11 protein-coding genes are annotated in these 13904 nt (G+C 72.8%); 9 read left to right on the top strand and 2 right to left on the bottom strand.

Annotated features, from left to right (window positions below; genetic code table 11):
• Nucleotides 1-47 precede the first annotated feature (47 nt).
• From rpoZ to IE140_RS19620, 4 genes are all read left to right on the top strand, one after another.
• Nucleotides 48-320, top strand: coding sequence for a DNA-directed RNA polymerase subunit omega (rpoZ, locus tag IE140_RS19635; RefSeq protein ID WP_003970369.1), 273 nt, complete (start codon nt 48-50; stop codon nt 318-320).
• 149 nt (nt 321-469) lie between these two features.
• Nucleotides 470-1681 (top strand): bifunctional phosphopantothenoylcysteine decarboxylase/phosphopantothenate--cysteine ligase CoaBC, encoded by a 1212-nt coding sequence (gene coaBC, locus IE140_RS19630; protein WP_032780950.1) that lies wholly within the window; start codon nt 470-472, stop codon nt 1679-1681.
• A 232-nt stretch (nt 1682-1913) separates the two neighbouring features.
• Nucleotides 1914-3122 carry a methionine adenosyltransferase gene (metK, locus tag IE140_RS19625; protein ID WP_006123164.1) on the top strand — a complete coding sequence of 403 codons (1209 nt, stop codon included), beginning with the start codon at nt 1914-1916 and terminating at the stop codon, nt 3120-3122.
• Nucleotides 3123-3254: 132 nt separating this feature from the next.
• Nucleotides 3255-5399, top strand: coding sequence for a primosomal protein N' (locus IE140_RS19620; protein WP_150195342.1), 2145 nt, complete (start codon nt 3255-3257; stop codon nt 5397-5399).
• A gap of 123 nt (nt 5400-5522) precedes the next feature.
• On the opposite strand, the gene IE140_RS19615 is transcribed toward IE140_RS19620, so the two are convergent.
• Complete coding sequence (locus tag IE140_RS19615; RefSeq protein WP_032768303.1) at nt 5523-6089, bottom strand: hypothetical protein; 567 nt, start codon at nt 6087-6089, stop codon at nt 5523-5525.
• Between the two features lie 336 nt (nt 6090-6425).
• Between IE140_RS19615 and fmt the strand changes: the two genes are divergently transcribed.
• From fmt to IE140_RS19595, 4 genes are all read left to right on the top strand, one after another.
• Nucleotides 6426-7358: a methionyl-tRNA formyltransferase gene (fmt, locus tag IE140_RS19610; protein ID WP_093439653.1), complete on the top strand. Its 933-nt coding sequence runs from the start codon at nt 6426-6428 to the stop codon at nt 7356-7358.
• A gap of 95 nt (nt 7359-7453) precedes the next feature.
• Complete coding sequence (locus IE140_RS19605) at nt 7454-8887, top strand: RsmB/NOP family class I SAM-dependent RNA methyltransferase (protein ID WP_032780955.1); 1434 nt, start codon at nt 7454-7456, stop codon at nt 8885-8887.
• A gap of 148 nt (nt 8888-9035) precedes the next feature.
• Complete coding sequence (gene rpe, locus IE140_RS19600; RefSeq protein ID WP_109177902.1) at nt 9036-9719, top strand: ribulose-phosphate 3-epimerase; 684 nt, start codon at nt 9036-9038, stop codon at nt 9717-9719.
• A gap of 133 nt (nt 9720-9852) precedes the next feature.
• Complete coding sequence (locus IE140_RS19595; protein WP_030589527.1) at nt 9853-10848, top strand: sugar-binding transcriptional regulator; 996 nt, start codon at nt 9853-9855, stop codon at nt 10846-10848.
• A 70-nt stretch (nt 10849-10918) separates the two neighbouring features.
• Here the strand turns inward: IE140_RS19595 and IE140_RS19590 are convergent, their stop codons facing one another.
• Nucleotides 10919-11995: a terpene synthase family protein gene (locus IE140_RS19590; RefSeq protein ID WP_150195344.1), complete on the bottom strand. Its 1077-nt coding sequence runs from the start codon at nt 11993-11995 to the stop codon at nt 10919-10921.
• Nucleotides 11996-12292: 297 nt separating this feature from the next.
• Here IE140_RS19590 and IE140_RS19585 point away from each other — a divergent pair, with 297 nt between their 5' ends.
• Nucleotides 12293-13759 carry a GuaB1 family IMP dehydrogenase-related protein gene (locus tag IE140_RS19585; RefSeq protein ID WP_032768188.1) on the top strand — a complete coding sequence of 489 codons (1467 nt, stop codon included), beginning with the start codon at nt 12293-12295 and terminating at the stop codon, nt 13757-13759.
• The last annotated feature ends 145 nt before the right edge of the window (nt 13760-13904 follow it).

Here is a 13904-nt window from a genome sequence, read left to right as displayed (position 1 = left end):
CAAGACCGCTCGGATCTTTGATCTACACCCCCTTCGGAAGGCAGAGAGTGTCCTCTTCCATCACCACGCCCGAGGGCATCATCAACCCGCCGATTGATGAGCTCCTCGAGGCCACCGACTCGAAGTACAGCCTGGTGATCTACGCGGCCAAGCGCGCCCGTCAGATCAACGCGTACTACTCGCAGCTCGGTGAAGGCCTCCTCGAGTACGTCGGTCCGCTCGTCGACACCCACGTGCACGAGAAGCCGCTGTCGATCGCGCTCCGCGAGATCAACGCGGGCCTGCTGACCTCCGAGGCCATCGAGGGTCCCGCGCAGTAACGCAGCAGCACCGCAGCACCTTCACTCCAGGCCCGGCGGCCCGTCCGCCGGGCCTGAGGTGTGTCCGGGGCCGGGTGAACGCGCCGCGCGTGGTGAGGCAGCATGGGACGCACATGTTGCCGTTACGGTGCCGAGTGCGGGGAGACGCAGTGGACAAGCCGAAGGTGGTCCTGGGGGTCAGCGGGGGCATCGCCGCCTACAAGGCGTGCGAGTTGCTGCGCCGGCTGACCGAGTCCGGCCACGACGTACGGGTCGTCCCGACCGCCGCTTCGCTGCACTTCGTGGGCGCGGCCACCTGGTCGGCGCTCTCCGGCCACCCCGTGTCCGACGAGGTCTGGCAGGATGTCCACGAGGTCCCGCACGTGCGGATCGGGCAGGGTGCCGACCTCGTGGTGGTCGCCCCGGCCACGGCGGACATGCTGGCGAAGGCCGCCCACGGGCTCGCAGACGACCTGCTCACCAACACGCTCCTGACCGCCCGCTGTCCGGTGGTCTTCGCCCCCGCCATGCACACCGAGATGTGGGAGCACCCGGCCACCCAGGAGAACGTCGCCACCCTGCGCCGCCGGGGCGCCGTCGTCATCGAGCCCGCCGTCGGGCGGCTCACCGGCGTCGACACCGGCAAGGGCCGGCTGCCCGACCCCGGCGAGATCTTCGAGGTCTGCCGCCGGGTGCTGGCGCGCGGGGTTCCCGAGCCCGACCTCGCGGGCCGCCATGTGGTGATCAGCGCCGGCGGCACCCGCGAGCCGCTCGACCCGGTGCGCTTCCTGGGCAACCGCTCCTCCGGCAAGCAGGGCTACGCGCTGGCGCGCACCGCCGTGGCCCGGGGGGCCCGGGTCACCCTGATCGAGGCCAACACCGGGCTGCCCGACCCGGCCGGGGCCGACGTCCTGCGGGTCGGCACGGCCGTCCAGCTCCGCGAGGCCGTGGTGAAGGCCGCCGCCGACGCGGACGTCGTGGTGATGGCGGCCGCGGTGGCCGACTTCCGCCCGTCCGAGTACGCCACCGGCAAGATCAAGAAGAAGGACGGCGAGGAGGCGCCCGCGCTCACCCTGGTCCGCAACCCCGACATCCTCGCCGAGGTCGCCGGGGAGCGGGCCCGGGCCGGCCAGATCGTCGTCGGATTCGCCGCCGAGACCGACGACGTGCTGGCCAACGGACGTGCCAAGCTCCGCCGCAAGGGCTGCGACCTCCTCGTGGTCAACGAGGTGGGGGAGCGCAAGACCTTCGGCTCGGAGGAGAACGAAGCGGTCGTCCTCGCCGCCGACGGCCAGGAGACGCCGGTGCCGTACGGCCCCAAGGAAGCCCTCGCCGACACGATCTGGGATCTGGTTTCCGCCAGGTTCCAGCCGAATTCCTGATCAGTCCTTCGGGCGAGTGAAATCGCCTCATAACGCCGAAAACGGCGGCTGAGGAGGGTGAATTGTCCTACTGGTGATCTGTGTGGCGCACGTCACGAACCTCCCAAAGGGCGAGACACCTGGCCCGGTCGCCGGAAGTGACCGATAAACTGGCCGACGGTACGCGCCGAGCGCAGCTCTCGGACGTGCCACCCATGATCAGCCAGCAGCCGCTGCAACCCCAGGGAGCGATGTGTCCCGCCGCCTTTTCACCTCGGAATCCGTCACCGAGGGTCACCCCGACAAGATCGCTGACCAGATCAGCGACACGATTCTCGACGCGCTCCTGCGTGAGGACCCCTCCTCGCGTGTCGCCGTCGAGACCTTGATCACCACCGGTCTGGTGCATGTCGCGGGCGAGGTCACCACCAAGGCCTACGCCGACATCCCCAACCTCGTGCGCAACAAGGTTCTGGAGATCGGTTACGACTCCTCCAAAAAGGGCTTCGACGGCGCTTCCTGTGGCGTCTCGGTGTCGATCGGCGCCCAGTCGCCGGACATCGCCCAGGGCGTCGACACCGCGTACGAGAAGCGGGTCGAGGGTGACGAGGACGAGCTCGACAAGCAGGGCGCGGGCGACCAGGGCCTGATGTTCGGGTACGCCTGCGACGAGACCCCGGAGCTCATGCCGCTCCCGATCCACATCGCGCACCGCCTCTCCCGGCGGCTCTCCGAGGTGCGCAAGAACGGGACCATCCCCTACCTGCGCCCCGACGGCAAGACCCAGGTCACCATCGAGTACGACGGTGACAAGGCGGTCCGTCTCGACACGGTCGTCGTCTCCTCGCAGCACGCCTCGGACATCGACCTGGACTCGCTGCTCGCGCCCGACATCCGCGAGTTCGTCGTCGAGCACGTGCTCGCGCAGCTCGTCGAGGACGGCATCAAGCTCGACACCGAGGGCTACCGCCTCCTGGTGAACCCGACCGGCCGCTTCGAGATCGGCGGCCCGATGGGCGACGCGGGCCTCACCGGCCGCAAGATCATCATCGACACCTACGGCGGCATGGCCCGCCACGGTGGCGGCGCCTTCTCGGGCAAGGACCCGTCCAAGGTCGACCGCTCCGCGGCGTACGCGATGCGCTGGGTCGCCAAGAACGTCGTGGCCGCCGGTCTCGCCGCCCGCTGCGAGGTCCAGGTCGCGTACGCGATCGGCAAGGCCGAGCCCGTCGGTCTCTTCGTCGAGACCTTCGGCACCGCCGCCATCGACACGGAGAAGATCGAGAACGCGATCGCCGAGGTCTTCGACCTCCGCCCGGCCGCGATCATCCGGGACCTCGACCTGCTCCGCCCGATCTACGCCCAGACCGCCGCGTACGGCCACTTCGGCCGGGAGCTGCCGGACTTCACCTGGGAGCGCACGGACCGCGTGGACGCGCTGCGCGCGGCCGCGGGTCTGTAAGGACCTGATCCGGCATCGGCACTGAGTGACGGCGGGGCCCGGACACCGAACACGGTGGCCGGGCCCCGCTGCCGTGCCCCCACGACTTCCGTGCTCTCCGGACTGTCAGTGCCCTCTGGTAGGAATGCAGCTGTGAGCAGCGAGAACGAGCAGTCCGCCGAACCGGGTGCCGGGCCGCCGGAGCAGCTTGCGCTGATCCGGGAGACCGTGCGCCGGGCGAAGGTGCCGCGCGCCAAGCCGCGGACCTGGCGCGGCGCGCCCCTCGCCGACGATCTGCCCGTCGCCCGCGTCCTGGTCAACAAGGGCGTCCTCCACCTCGACCAGTATTTCGACTACGCGGTGCCTCAGGAGCTGGACGCCGACGCACAGCCGGGCGTCCGGGTGCGGGTCCGGTTCGGGGCCGGCGGGCGCAACGTCCAGGGAGGGCGGCGCGAGGGCGGCGGTCTGATCGACGGCTTCATCGTCGAGCGCCGCGCCGACTCCGACTACCAGGGCGCGCTGGCCGCCCTCGCCTCCGTGGTCTCCCCGGAGCCGGTCCTCGGCCCCGAGCTGCTCGCCCTCTGCCGCGCCGTCGCCGACCGGTATGCGGGCAGCCTCGCCGACGTCCTCCAGCTCGCCGTCCCGCCGCGCAACGGCCGCGCCGAGGCCAAGCCCTCCCCGGAGCCGCTGCCCCCGCCCCCGCCCCCGGATCCGGGCACCTGGGAGCGGTACGGTCAGGGCCCGGCCTTCCTGCGAGCCCTGGCAGAAGGCGGCGCCCCGCGCGCCGTGTGGACCGCCCTGCCCGGACCGCACTGGCCCGCGGAGATCGCCGGAGCCGTCGCGGCGACGCTCTCCTCCGGGCGCGGCGCCCTCGTCGTCGTCCCGGACGGGCGGGCCGCCGCACGGGTCGACGCGGCTCTGACCGAGGCGCTCGGCGCGGGTCGGCACGCCCTGCTGACCGCCGAATCCGGCCCCGAGAAGCGCTACCGCCAGTGGCTCGCGGTACGCCGGGGCTCGGTGCGGGCGGTCGTGGGCACCCGGGCCGCCATGTTCGCCCCTGTCCGCGACCTCGGGCTCGTCGTCGTCTGGGACGACGGCGACTCCAGCCACAGCGACGACAACGCCCCCTTCCCCCATGTCCGCGAGGTCCTGGAGCTGCGGGCGGCCCAGGGCCGCTGCGGCTTCCTGCTCGGCGGGACCAGCTGCACGGTCGAGGCCGCCCAGCTCGTGGAGAGCGGCTGGGCGCTGCCCCTCCTGGCGGACCGCGAACGGCTGCGCCGGACCGCGCCCCTCATCCGTACGGTCGGGGACGGCGAGCTGGCCCGGGACGGGGCCGCCCGCTCCGCCCGGCTGCCCAGCCTCGCCTGGGGGGCCGTGCGCGACGGCCTGCGCACCGGACCGGTGCTGATCCAGGTGCCCCGGCGGGGATACGCCCCCCGCCTCGCCTGCGAACGCTGCCGCACCCCCGCCCGCTGCCGGCACTGCGCGGGCCCCCTGGAAGCGCCGGACCAGCAGGATCTGAACTGCGCCTGGTGCGGGCAGGCCGAGCGGGCCTGGAGCTGCGCGGAGTGCGGCTCCACCCGGCTGCGCGCCCGGATCGTCGGCGCCCGCCGCACCGCGGAGGAGCTGGGCCGGGCCTTCCCCGCCGTGCCCGTCCGCACCTCGGGGCGCGACCACATCCTCGACGCGGTGCCCGACGCCCCGGCCCTGGTGGTCTCCACGCCCGGCGCGGAGCCCGTCGCCGAGGGCGGGTACGCGGCGGCCCTGCTCCTGGACGGCTGGGCCATGCTCGGCCGGCCCGATCTGCGCGCGGGGGAGGAGGCGCTGCGCCGGTGGCTGGCGGCGTCGGCGCTGGTGCGGGGGCAGGAGGAGGGCGGCACGGTGGTGGTCGTGGCCGAGCCGACGGAGCGTGCGGTGCAGGCGCTGGTCCGCTGGGATCCGGCGGGGTTCGCCCGGCGGGAGCTGGCGGACCGCGCCGAGCTGGGCTTCCCGCCGGTCTCCCGGATGGCCTCGGTGACCGGCCCGCCCGAGGCTCTGGCCGCGTTCCTGCAGACTGCCGGGCTGCCGCCGGAGGCCGAGATCCTGGGACCGGTGCCGGCCCCCTCGGCCGCGCCCGGAAGGGCCCGCAGACCGGGAGACGCGCCACCGGGCGAGACCTGGGAGCGGGCCCTGGTCCGGGTGGTCCCGGGGCGCGGGGCCGCGCTCGCCCGCGCCTTGAAGACGGCGCTCGCGGCCCGCACGGCCAAGGGCGCGAACGACCCGGTACGCATCAGGATCGACCCGCCGGACATCGGCTGAGCCCCGCGACGCAGCTTCCTCCGTGACCCGGGCCCGGGCAGAGAGCTGGACAGGGCCCCGGGCCCGGACAGGGGACTGCCCCGCCGTGCGACCGGCACGGTGGGGCAGAAGGGCGGTGTACGGTCAGCCGTTGCGCGGGCCCGGGAACGCACCGGGGCGCAGCTCCTCGCGGGCCGGCTGCGGGGCCGCCGACGGCTGCGGCGGCATCGAGCGGGCCGCCGGGACCGTGGGCACCGGGGAGCCGGACCCCTTGGCGGAGGATCCGGTGAGGCCGGTGCCGACGGAGACCGGGCGCGGCACGGCCGTGTTCTCGCCGCCCGTCTCGGCGGCGGGCTGCGGGGTGGCGCGGCGGGTTCCGTAACGGCGGTGGACGGCCTGCTTGGTGACGCCGAGGGCGGAGCCCACCGCGTCCCAGGAGAAGCCCAGCGAGCGGTCGAAGTCCACCGCGGCCGTCACCAGGGTCTCGACGCTGTCCCGCAGTTCCTGCGCGAGGCGGACGGTGGGGGCCGGGGCCCTGCCGTAGACGACGAAGCCCGCGGAAGGGCCGGAGCGGCGCGGACGGTAGACGTTGCCCAGCTGGGCGGTGAGGGTGCGCAGCGCGTCCACCTGCCGCCTGACCCGCTCGATGTCCCGCACCAGAAGATGCAGACTGGCCCGCGCTTGGGCGTCGTGCGTTGCGTGGTCGGCCATGAAGAAGCCTCTCGAACCGGCGTTGAAAGGGATCGGGCCGCGATCGGGGCGGCCCGCTTCGGTCAATCTCCTTTGACCAACGCCCGAGCCGGGTATGTGGTCACGCTATCGGGGCGTATGTGCATATGCACGGGGCGTGCGCGGCGCGCGTACGCCCCCTGGTCGCCGCCCCGCGCAAGGGAGTTGCCGCCCCTGTACAGAGGGGGTCGCCGCCCCTGCGCACAGAGGGGCGCCGCCCTCGCGCACGGGTGCGGCCGGGCCCGGTTCGACCCGAGACCCTAGACTGGTGTGCTGCTCGTCACCGTACGTCTTGGCCCGAGAGGCAGTCAGCCACCCATGAAGCTCGTCTTCGCCGGCACCCCCGAAGTCGCCGTCCCCGCCCTGGACGCCCTGATCGCCTCCGACCGCCATGAGGTGGCCGCCGTCGTTACCCGTCCCGACGCCCCCGCCGGGCGGGGCCGCCGGCTCGTCGCGAGCCCGGTGGCCGAGCGGGCGGAGGAGGCCGGGATCGAGGTGCTCAAGCCCGTCAAGCCCCGGGACGAGGAGTTCCTCGCCCGGCTGCGCGAGATCGCCCCGGACTGCTGCCCGGTCGTCGCCTACGGGGCCCTGCTGCCCAAGGTCGCCCTCGACGTGCCCGCCCGGGGCTGGGTCAACCTGCACTTCTCGCTGCTGCCCGCCTGGCGCGGCGCGGCCCCCGTGCAGCATTCCCTGATGGCCGGGGACGAGGTGACCGGCGCGTCGACCTTCCTGATCGAGGAGGGGCTCGACTCCGGCCCGGTCTACGGCGTCCTCACGGAGGAGATCCGCCCCACCGACACCAGCGGCGACCTGCTCACCCGGCTCGCCTTCGCCGGCGCCGGGCTGCTCGCCGCCACCATGGACGGCATCGAGGACGACACCCTGCACGCCGTGCCCCAGCCGCACGAGGGCGTCACCCTGGCCCCGAAGATCACCGTCGAGGACGCCCAGGTCCAGTGGTCCGCGCCCGCCCTGCGCGTCGACCGGGTGATCCGCGGCTGCACCCCGGCCCCCGGCGCCTGGACAGTGTTCCGCGGCGAGCGGCTCAAGCTGATCCAGGCGACCCCCGTCCTGGACCGCACGGACCTGGCCCCCGGGGAGCTGTCGGCCGCCAAGAACAACGTGTACGCCGGCACCGGATCCCACGCCGTCGAGCTGCTCTGGGTCCAGCCGCAGGGCAAGAAGCCGATGCGGGCCGCCGACTGGGCGCGCGGCGTCCGGATCGCCCACGGCGAGCTGCTGGGCCCGTAGCCCCCGGGGCCGGGGAACCTCTCGTTCGGGAGGCCCGGGACGGCGTCGTACGCTGGGAGGGTTCGCCCCCTCACCTTCAGCGGAGCACCTTTCACGTGAACGACCAGCCGCGTCGCCGTCCCGCCAAGCCTCACCGCCGGCCCAAGAAGGACCCGGTCCGCTTCCTCGCCTTCGAGGCGCTGCGGGCCGTCGACGAACGGGACGCGTACGCCAACCTCGTGCTGCCCCCGCTGCTGAAGAAGGCCCGCGCCAAGGGCGACTTCGACGGCCGGGACGCGGCGCTGGCGACCGAGCTGGTCTACGGGACGCTGCGCCGCCAGGGCACGTACGACGCGATCGTGGCGGCCTGCATCGACCGGCCGCTGCGCGAGGTCGACCCGCCGGTCCTGGACGTCCTGAACATGGGCGTCCACCAGCTGCTCGGCACCCGTATCCCCACCCACGCGGCCGTCTCCGCCAGTGTCGAGCTGGCCCGGGTGGTGCTGGGGGAGGGGCGTGCGAAGTTCGTCAACGCGGTGCTGCGCAAGGTCACCGCGCACGACCTCGACGGCTGGGTGGAGAAGGTCGCCCCGCCGTACGACGAGGACGCCGAGGACCACCTCGCCGTCGTCCACTCCCACCCCCGCTGGATCGTCTCCGCCCTCTGGGACGCGCTGGGCGGCGGCCGGGCGGGCATCGAGGACCTGCTGGAGGCCGACAACGAGCGGCCCGAGGTGACCCTGGTCGCCCGCCCGGGCCGTTCCACCACCGAGGAGCTGGTCAAGGCCCTGGGCGAGGACAACTCCCTGCCCGGCCGCTGGTCCCCGTACGCCGTGCGGATGGCCGAGGGCGGCGAGCCCGGCGCGCTGGAGGCCGTCCGCGAGAGCCGGGCGGGCGTCCAGGACGAGGGCAGCCAGCTCGTCGCCGCCGCCCTGGCCGCCGTCCCCGTCGAGGGCCGTGACTCCCGCTGGCTGGACGGCTGCGCGGGCCCCGGCGGCAAGGCCGCCCTCCTCGCGGCGCTGGCCGCCGAACGCGGCGCGACGCTGCTCGCCGCCGAGAAGCAGCCCCACCGCGCCCGGCTGGTCGAGCGGGCGCTCGCCGGCAACCCCGGCCCGTACCAGGTGATCACCGCCGACGGCACCCGCCCGCCGTGGCTGCCCGGCACCTTCGACCGCATCCTGATGGACGTGCCCTGCTCGGGACTCGGCGCGCTGCGCCGCCGCCCGGAGTCCCGCTGGCGGCGGCGCGCCGAGGACCTGGAGGCCTTCGCCCCGCTCCAGCGCGGCCTGCTGCGCGAGGCGTTGAAGGCCGTACGGGTCGGCGGCGTGGTCGGCTACGCCACCTGCTCGCCGCATCTCGCGGAGACCCGGGTGGTCGTCGAGGACGTGCTCAAGGGCCGCGGCGGGGAGCCCGTCGAGGCGGAGTGGATCGACGCCCGCCCGCTGCTGCCCGGGGTGCCCGCCCTGGGCGAGGGGCCCGACGTCCAGCTCTGGCCGCATCTCCACGGCACGGACGCGATGTATCTGGCTCTGCTGCGCCGGACCGGCTGAATATCGCCGCGTCAGCGCGCCCGCCCGTACGGCAAAAGAAAAGTAAAGCGCTGGCAAAATGCCCAGAATGTGCGGACTGTGAGGGCCGTGTGAGGCTTCGGAGGGGATCGAGGCGGGGAACCGGCCGCAGACGTGGCAGGCTTGGGGCATGGCGCAGATCAACCCCAGCATCCTGTCCGCCGATTTCGCGCGTCTCGCCGAGGAGGCGAAGGCCGTCGAAGGCGCGGACTGGCTCCACGTCGATGTCATGGACAACCACTTCGTGCCCAATCTGACCCTCGGCGTGCCGATCGTCGAGGCGCTCAGCAAGGCGACGGACACCCCGCTGGACTGCCACCTCATGATCGAGGACGCGGACCGCTGGGCCCCGAGTTACGTGGAGGCCGGCGCCGGGTCCGTCACCTTCCACGCCGAGGCCGCCGCGGCGCCGGTGCGCCTCGCGCGGGAGATCCGGGCGAAGGGGGCGCGCGCCTCGATGGCGCTCAAGCCCGCGACGCCCATCGAGCCGTACGAGGACCTGCTCCCCGAGCTGGACATGCTGCTGATCATGACGGTCGAGCCGGGCTTCGGCGGGCAGGCCTTCCTGGACATCATGCTGCCGAAGATCCGGCGTACCCGGGAACTGATCAGCAAGCACGGTCTCGAACTGTGGCTCCAGGTGGACGGCGGGGTCTCCGCCGCCACCATCGAGCGCTGCGCCGAGGCCGGAGCCGATGTCTTCGTGGCCGGATCCGCGGTCTACGGGGCGGCGGACCCGGCGGCGGCCGTGCGGGACCTGCGGGGCCTGGCGGACGTGGCGACGGCCGCAGCCCCCTGGGCATGCGACCACTGAACCAAGGGCAGATGAACGCGGTCCGACAGGGCCGATCAAGGATCGCCGGATCTGACAGGATGAACGGCGTATCGGGCGTGTGAACAGCAGTGAGGAGATCGCGGTGTCTGGCATCTCGGCGGGTCGGTCAGCCATGCGGATGGGACCCGCGGAGCTGGTGCAGGCGGCGGCCATGGCCCGCCGGTTCTATCTGGAGGGCAAGTCCAAGATCCAGATCGCCGAGGAGTTCGGCGTGAGCCGCTTCAAGGTGGCCCGGGTCCTGGAGACCGCCCTCGAACGCGATCTCGTACGCATCGAGATCCGGGTCCCGGCCGAGCTGGACGCCGAACGCTCCGACGCCCTGCGCGCCCGCTACGGGCTGCGGCACGCGGTGGTCGTCGAATCCCCGGCCGAGGAACAGGACGACGCCCCCGACCCGGAGAATCTGGGCGAGGTCGCGGCCGACCTCCTCGGCGAGCTGGTGGCCGAGGGCGATGTGCTCGGCCTGGCCTGGGGCCGCTCCACCATCCACATGGCGGCCGCACTCGACCGGCTGCCGCCCTGCACGGTCGTCCAGCTGACCGGGGTGTACGACGCGGGCACCGCCGAGCGCGGCTCGGTCGAGGCGGTCCGCCGGGCCGCCCAGGTCTCCGGCGGCGAGGCGCACCCCATCTACGCCCCGATGCTGCTGCCCGACCCCGCGACGGCCGCCGCGCTGCGCGAGCAGACGGGCATCGCCCGAGCCTTCGAGTACTTCGACAAGGTGACCGTCGCCGCCGTCTCCATCGGCTCCTGGGAGCCGGGCATCTCCACGGTCCACGACATGCTCTCGGACGAGGAGCGCGCCCACTACGCCTCGCTCGGCGTCGCTGCCGAGATGTCCGCACACCTCTTCGACGCGGAAGGCCGCCGGGTCGGCCGCGACCTGGGGGAGCGCTGCATCACCGTGGAGGCGGACCGGCTGCGCCGGATCCCCGAGGTGGTCGCGATCGCGGGCGGCCAGCGCAAGGCGGCGGCGATCGGCGCGGTGCTCCGCTCCGGCCTGGTCACCAGCCTGGTCACGGACACCGCAGCGGCCGACTATCTGCTCACCGAATCCGCCGCGGGGGTGCGCCCGGCGCTGGAGCGGGCCGACCCCGACGGGGAGTGACACCGAGGACGCGCCGAGGGCCGTGCACCTTGCGGGGTGCACGGCCCTCGGCATGTCGTGACTCTGTCCCTCAGCCGGCCGGGGGTGCCTTGGCCGCGCACGGGGCGGGGGCTGCGGCCTCGGTGCGCGCGGGCGGGACGCCCAGCACCGTCTCCTCCAGATACTCCTCGGGCTCCTCGTACTGCCCCACGTCCGCGGGGTTGTAGCGGGGCGTCTGGCGCGACCAGTCCAGATTGCCGCGCATCCAGCTCCGCATCCCGTCCAGGTAGGGCACCAGCAGCCCCGACAGCTCCGGATACAGCTCCAGCAGCTCGTCCTCGGCGGTCAGGAACCGCTCGGTCTCCATCGCGAGCCGCTCCGCGACGTGGTCCAGCGCCTGCTGCTCCCCGAGGCCCCGGTGGTGGCGGACCAGGTGGACGAGGTTGTGGATCTCGCCGAGCACCTGCTCCTTCTCGAAGGAGTACACGTCGTTGGCCCAGCAGACGTGGTTGCACGCGGCTTCCAGGGCGGTGATGAAGCGGGGGTCGTTGTGGAGCGACTCCGGGGCCTCGATGCCCGCCACGATCTCTATGAGGTCCATGCAGACGTGGATGGCCCCGGTGTGCCGCCGCTTGGCGATGTACGTGTCCTCCGAGGGCACCACGTCCCCGGCGCGGTTGCCCGCCTCCCAGGTCGTGGCGGTCGTGAGGTAGGTCACCAGATGCCAGGCGAACCGGGTCCGCCAGTGCGGGGCCGCGTTCGGCGTCGTACGTTTCCACAGGTCGGCCAGGGCGGTCACGGCCGCCGGGACGTCCTCGCCCGGCAGCGGCCCGGGGGCGGAGCCGTCGACGACCGCGCGCATCCGTTCGACCACGCTTCTCACCCGGTCGGGTGAACGGCCGAGGTGGCCGTCGTCGAGCTGGTCGTCGACCAGGAAGAGCCAGACGAACCAGTCGGCCACCAGATCGAGGTGTTCCTCGTCGGCCGTCGGGTAGACCATGCCGACGAACGCCCCGAAATCGGCTTGTTCGAATCGGTTCCTCGCGGACTCGCGATGGACCAGCCCCGTCCGTCTGGTCCAGGCGTCCAGATGCTCCCGGGTGTGCGCCACGTGCGGATTGGTCCGCTGCGGGAACGGGCAGTAGATGTCCGGCAGTTCGCTGTCCACAGGCGGATCGGGATCCTCTCCGGTCAAACGGTGTGCCCAGGGTTGCCGACGAGCCGGATCGACGCTTCCGACACCCCCGAGACCTGCGGCTTTGAAGCTACCTGACCCCTTGTCGCCCGGTCCAGGGATGGTGATCACGAATGCTTCGAATCCTGTTCGGGTAGAGTCCGTGGGTAAGGCAGGTTCACTTGCCCGGGACCCCCGGCCGCCTCTTCGGAGGATCAGACGAAAGCGGGGGTCTTTTGCTGTGTCTTCGGGGAAACGACCTGCGCGGTTTCGTGTGAAAAAATGAGAGTTATGCGTTTTCTTGAGCCGGGCACCGGTCGCTACACAGAGTCCCCCGCGGTCCCGTACGACCTCACGTACGACGACGTCTTCATGGTCCCGGGCCGCTCCGCGGTCGGCTCCCGCCAGGGTGTGGACCTCTCGTCGCCCGACGGAACCGGCACCACCATTCCGCTCGTGGTCGCCAACATGACCGCCATCGCGGGCCGCCGGATGGCCGAAACCGTCGCCCGCCGCGGCGGCCTCGTCGTCATCCCCCAGGACATCCCGATCGAGGTCGTCACCGACGTCATCTCCTGGGTCAAGACGCGCCACCTCGTCCTCGACACCCCGATCGAGCTGGCCCCCGGCCAGACCGTCGCCGACGCGCTCTCGCTGCTGCCCAAGCGGGCGCACGGCGCGGGTGTCGTCGTCGACGCCGACCGCCGTCCCGTCGGTGTCGTCACCGAGCACGACCTCAGCGGCGTCGACCGCTTCACCCAGCTCTCCGAGGTCATGACCAAGGACCTCGTGCTGCTGGACGCGGACATCGACCCGCGCGACGCGTTCAACAAGCTCGACGGCGCCAACCGCAAGCTCGCCCCCGCGGTCGACGCGGACGGCCGCCTCGTCGGCATCCTCACCCGCAAGGCCGCCCTGCGCGCCACGCTCTACACCCCCGCCACCGACGCCGGGGGCAAGCTGCGCATCGCGGCCGCCGTCGGCATCAACGGCGACGTGGCCGGCAAGGCCAAGCAGCTCCTGGACGCGGGCGCCGACGTCCTCGTCGTGGACACCGCCCACGGCCACCAGGAATCCATGATCAGCGCGGTGAAGGCCGTACGGGCCCTCGACCCGCAGGTCCCGATCGTCGCGGGCAACATCGTCGCCGCCGAGGGCGTGCGCGACCTGATCGAGGCGGGCGCGGACATCATCAAGGTAGGTGTCGGCCCCGGCGCCATGTGCACCACCCGGATGATGACCGGCGTCGGCCGCCCGCAGTTCTCCGCCGTCCTGGAGTGCGCCGCCGAGGCGAGGAAGCACGGCAAGCACGTCTGGGCGGACGGCGGCGTCCGGCACCCGCGCGACGTCGCCATGGCGCTCGCCGCGGGCGCGTCCAACGTGATGATCGGCTCCTGGTTCGCGGGCACCTACGAGTCGCCCGGCGACCTCCAGCAGTCCGCCGACGGCCGCTTCTACAAGGAGTCCTTCGGGATGGCCTCGGCCCGCGCCGTGAAGAACCGCACCTCGGACGAGTCGGCCTACGACCGCGCCCGCAAGGCGCTCTTCGAGGAGGGCATCTCCACCTCGCGGATGTTCCTCGACCCGGCCCGCCCGGGCGTCGAGGACCTCATCGACTCGATCATCGCCGGCGTCCGCTCCTCCTGCACCTACGCCGGTGCCGGCTCGCTCGCGGAGTTCGCCGAGAAGGCGGTCGTCGGCGTCCAGAGCGCCGCCGGTTACGCCGAGGGCAAGCCCCTGCACGCCAGCTGGAGTTGATCCTCCGGTCACCCCGACGACCCCGCCCCCTCCGGCTGTTCCACGCCGCAGGGGGCGGGGTCGTTTCCGGCCTGTCCCCGTGGCCGGGGGGCCGCTTCAACTCTGTTGAGATCTCAGTAATATGAACCGCAATCAGCTGCCTGCC

This window comes from Streptomyces parvus (assembly GCF_014648875.1).
In the GTDB taxonomy this organism is placed as follows: Bacteria; Actinomycetota; Actinomycetes; order Streptomycetales; family Streptomycetaceae; genus Streptomyces; species Streptomyces parvus.
Note: the sequence above shows the minus strand (reverse complement) of the source record. Positions and strands in the feature narration are given on the sequence as shown.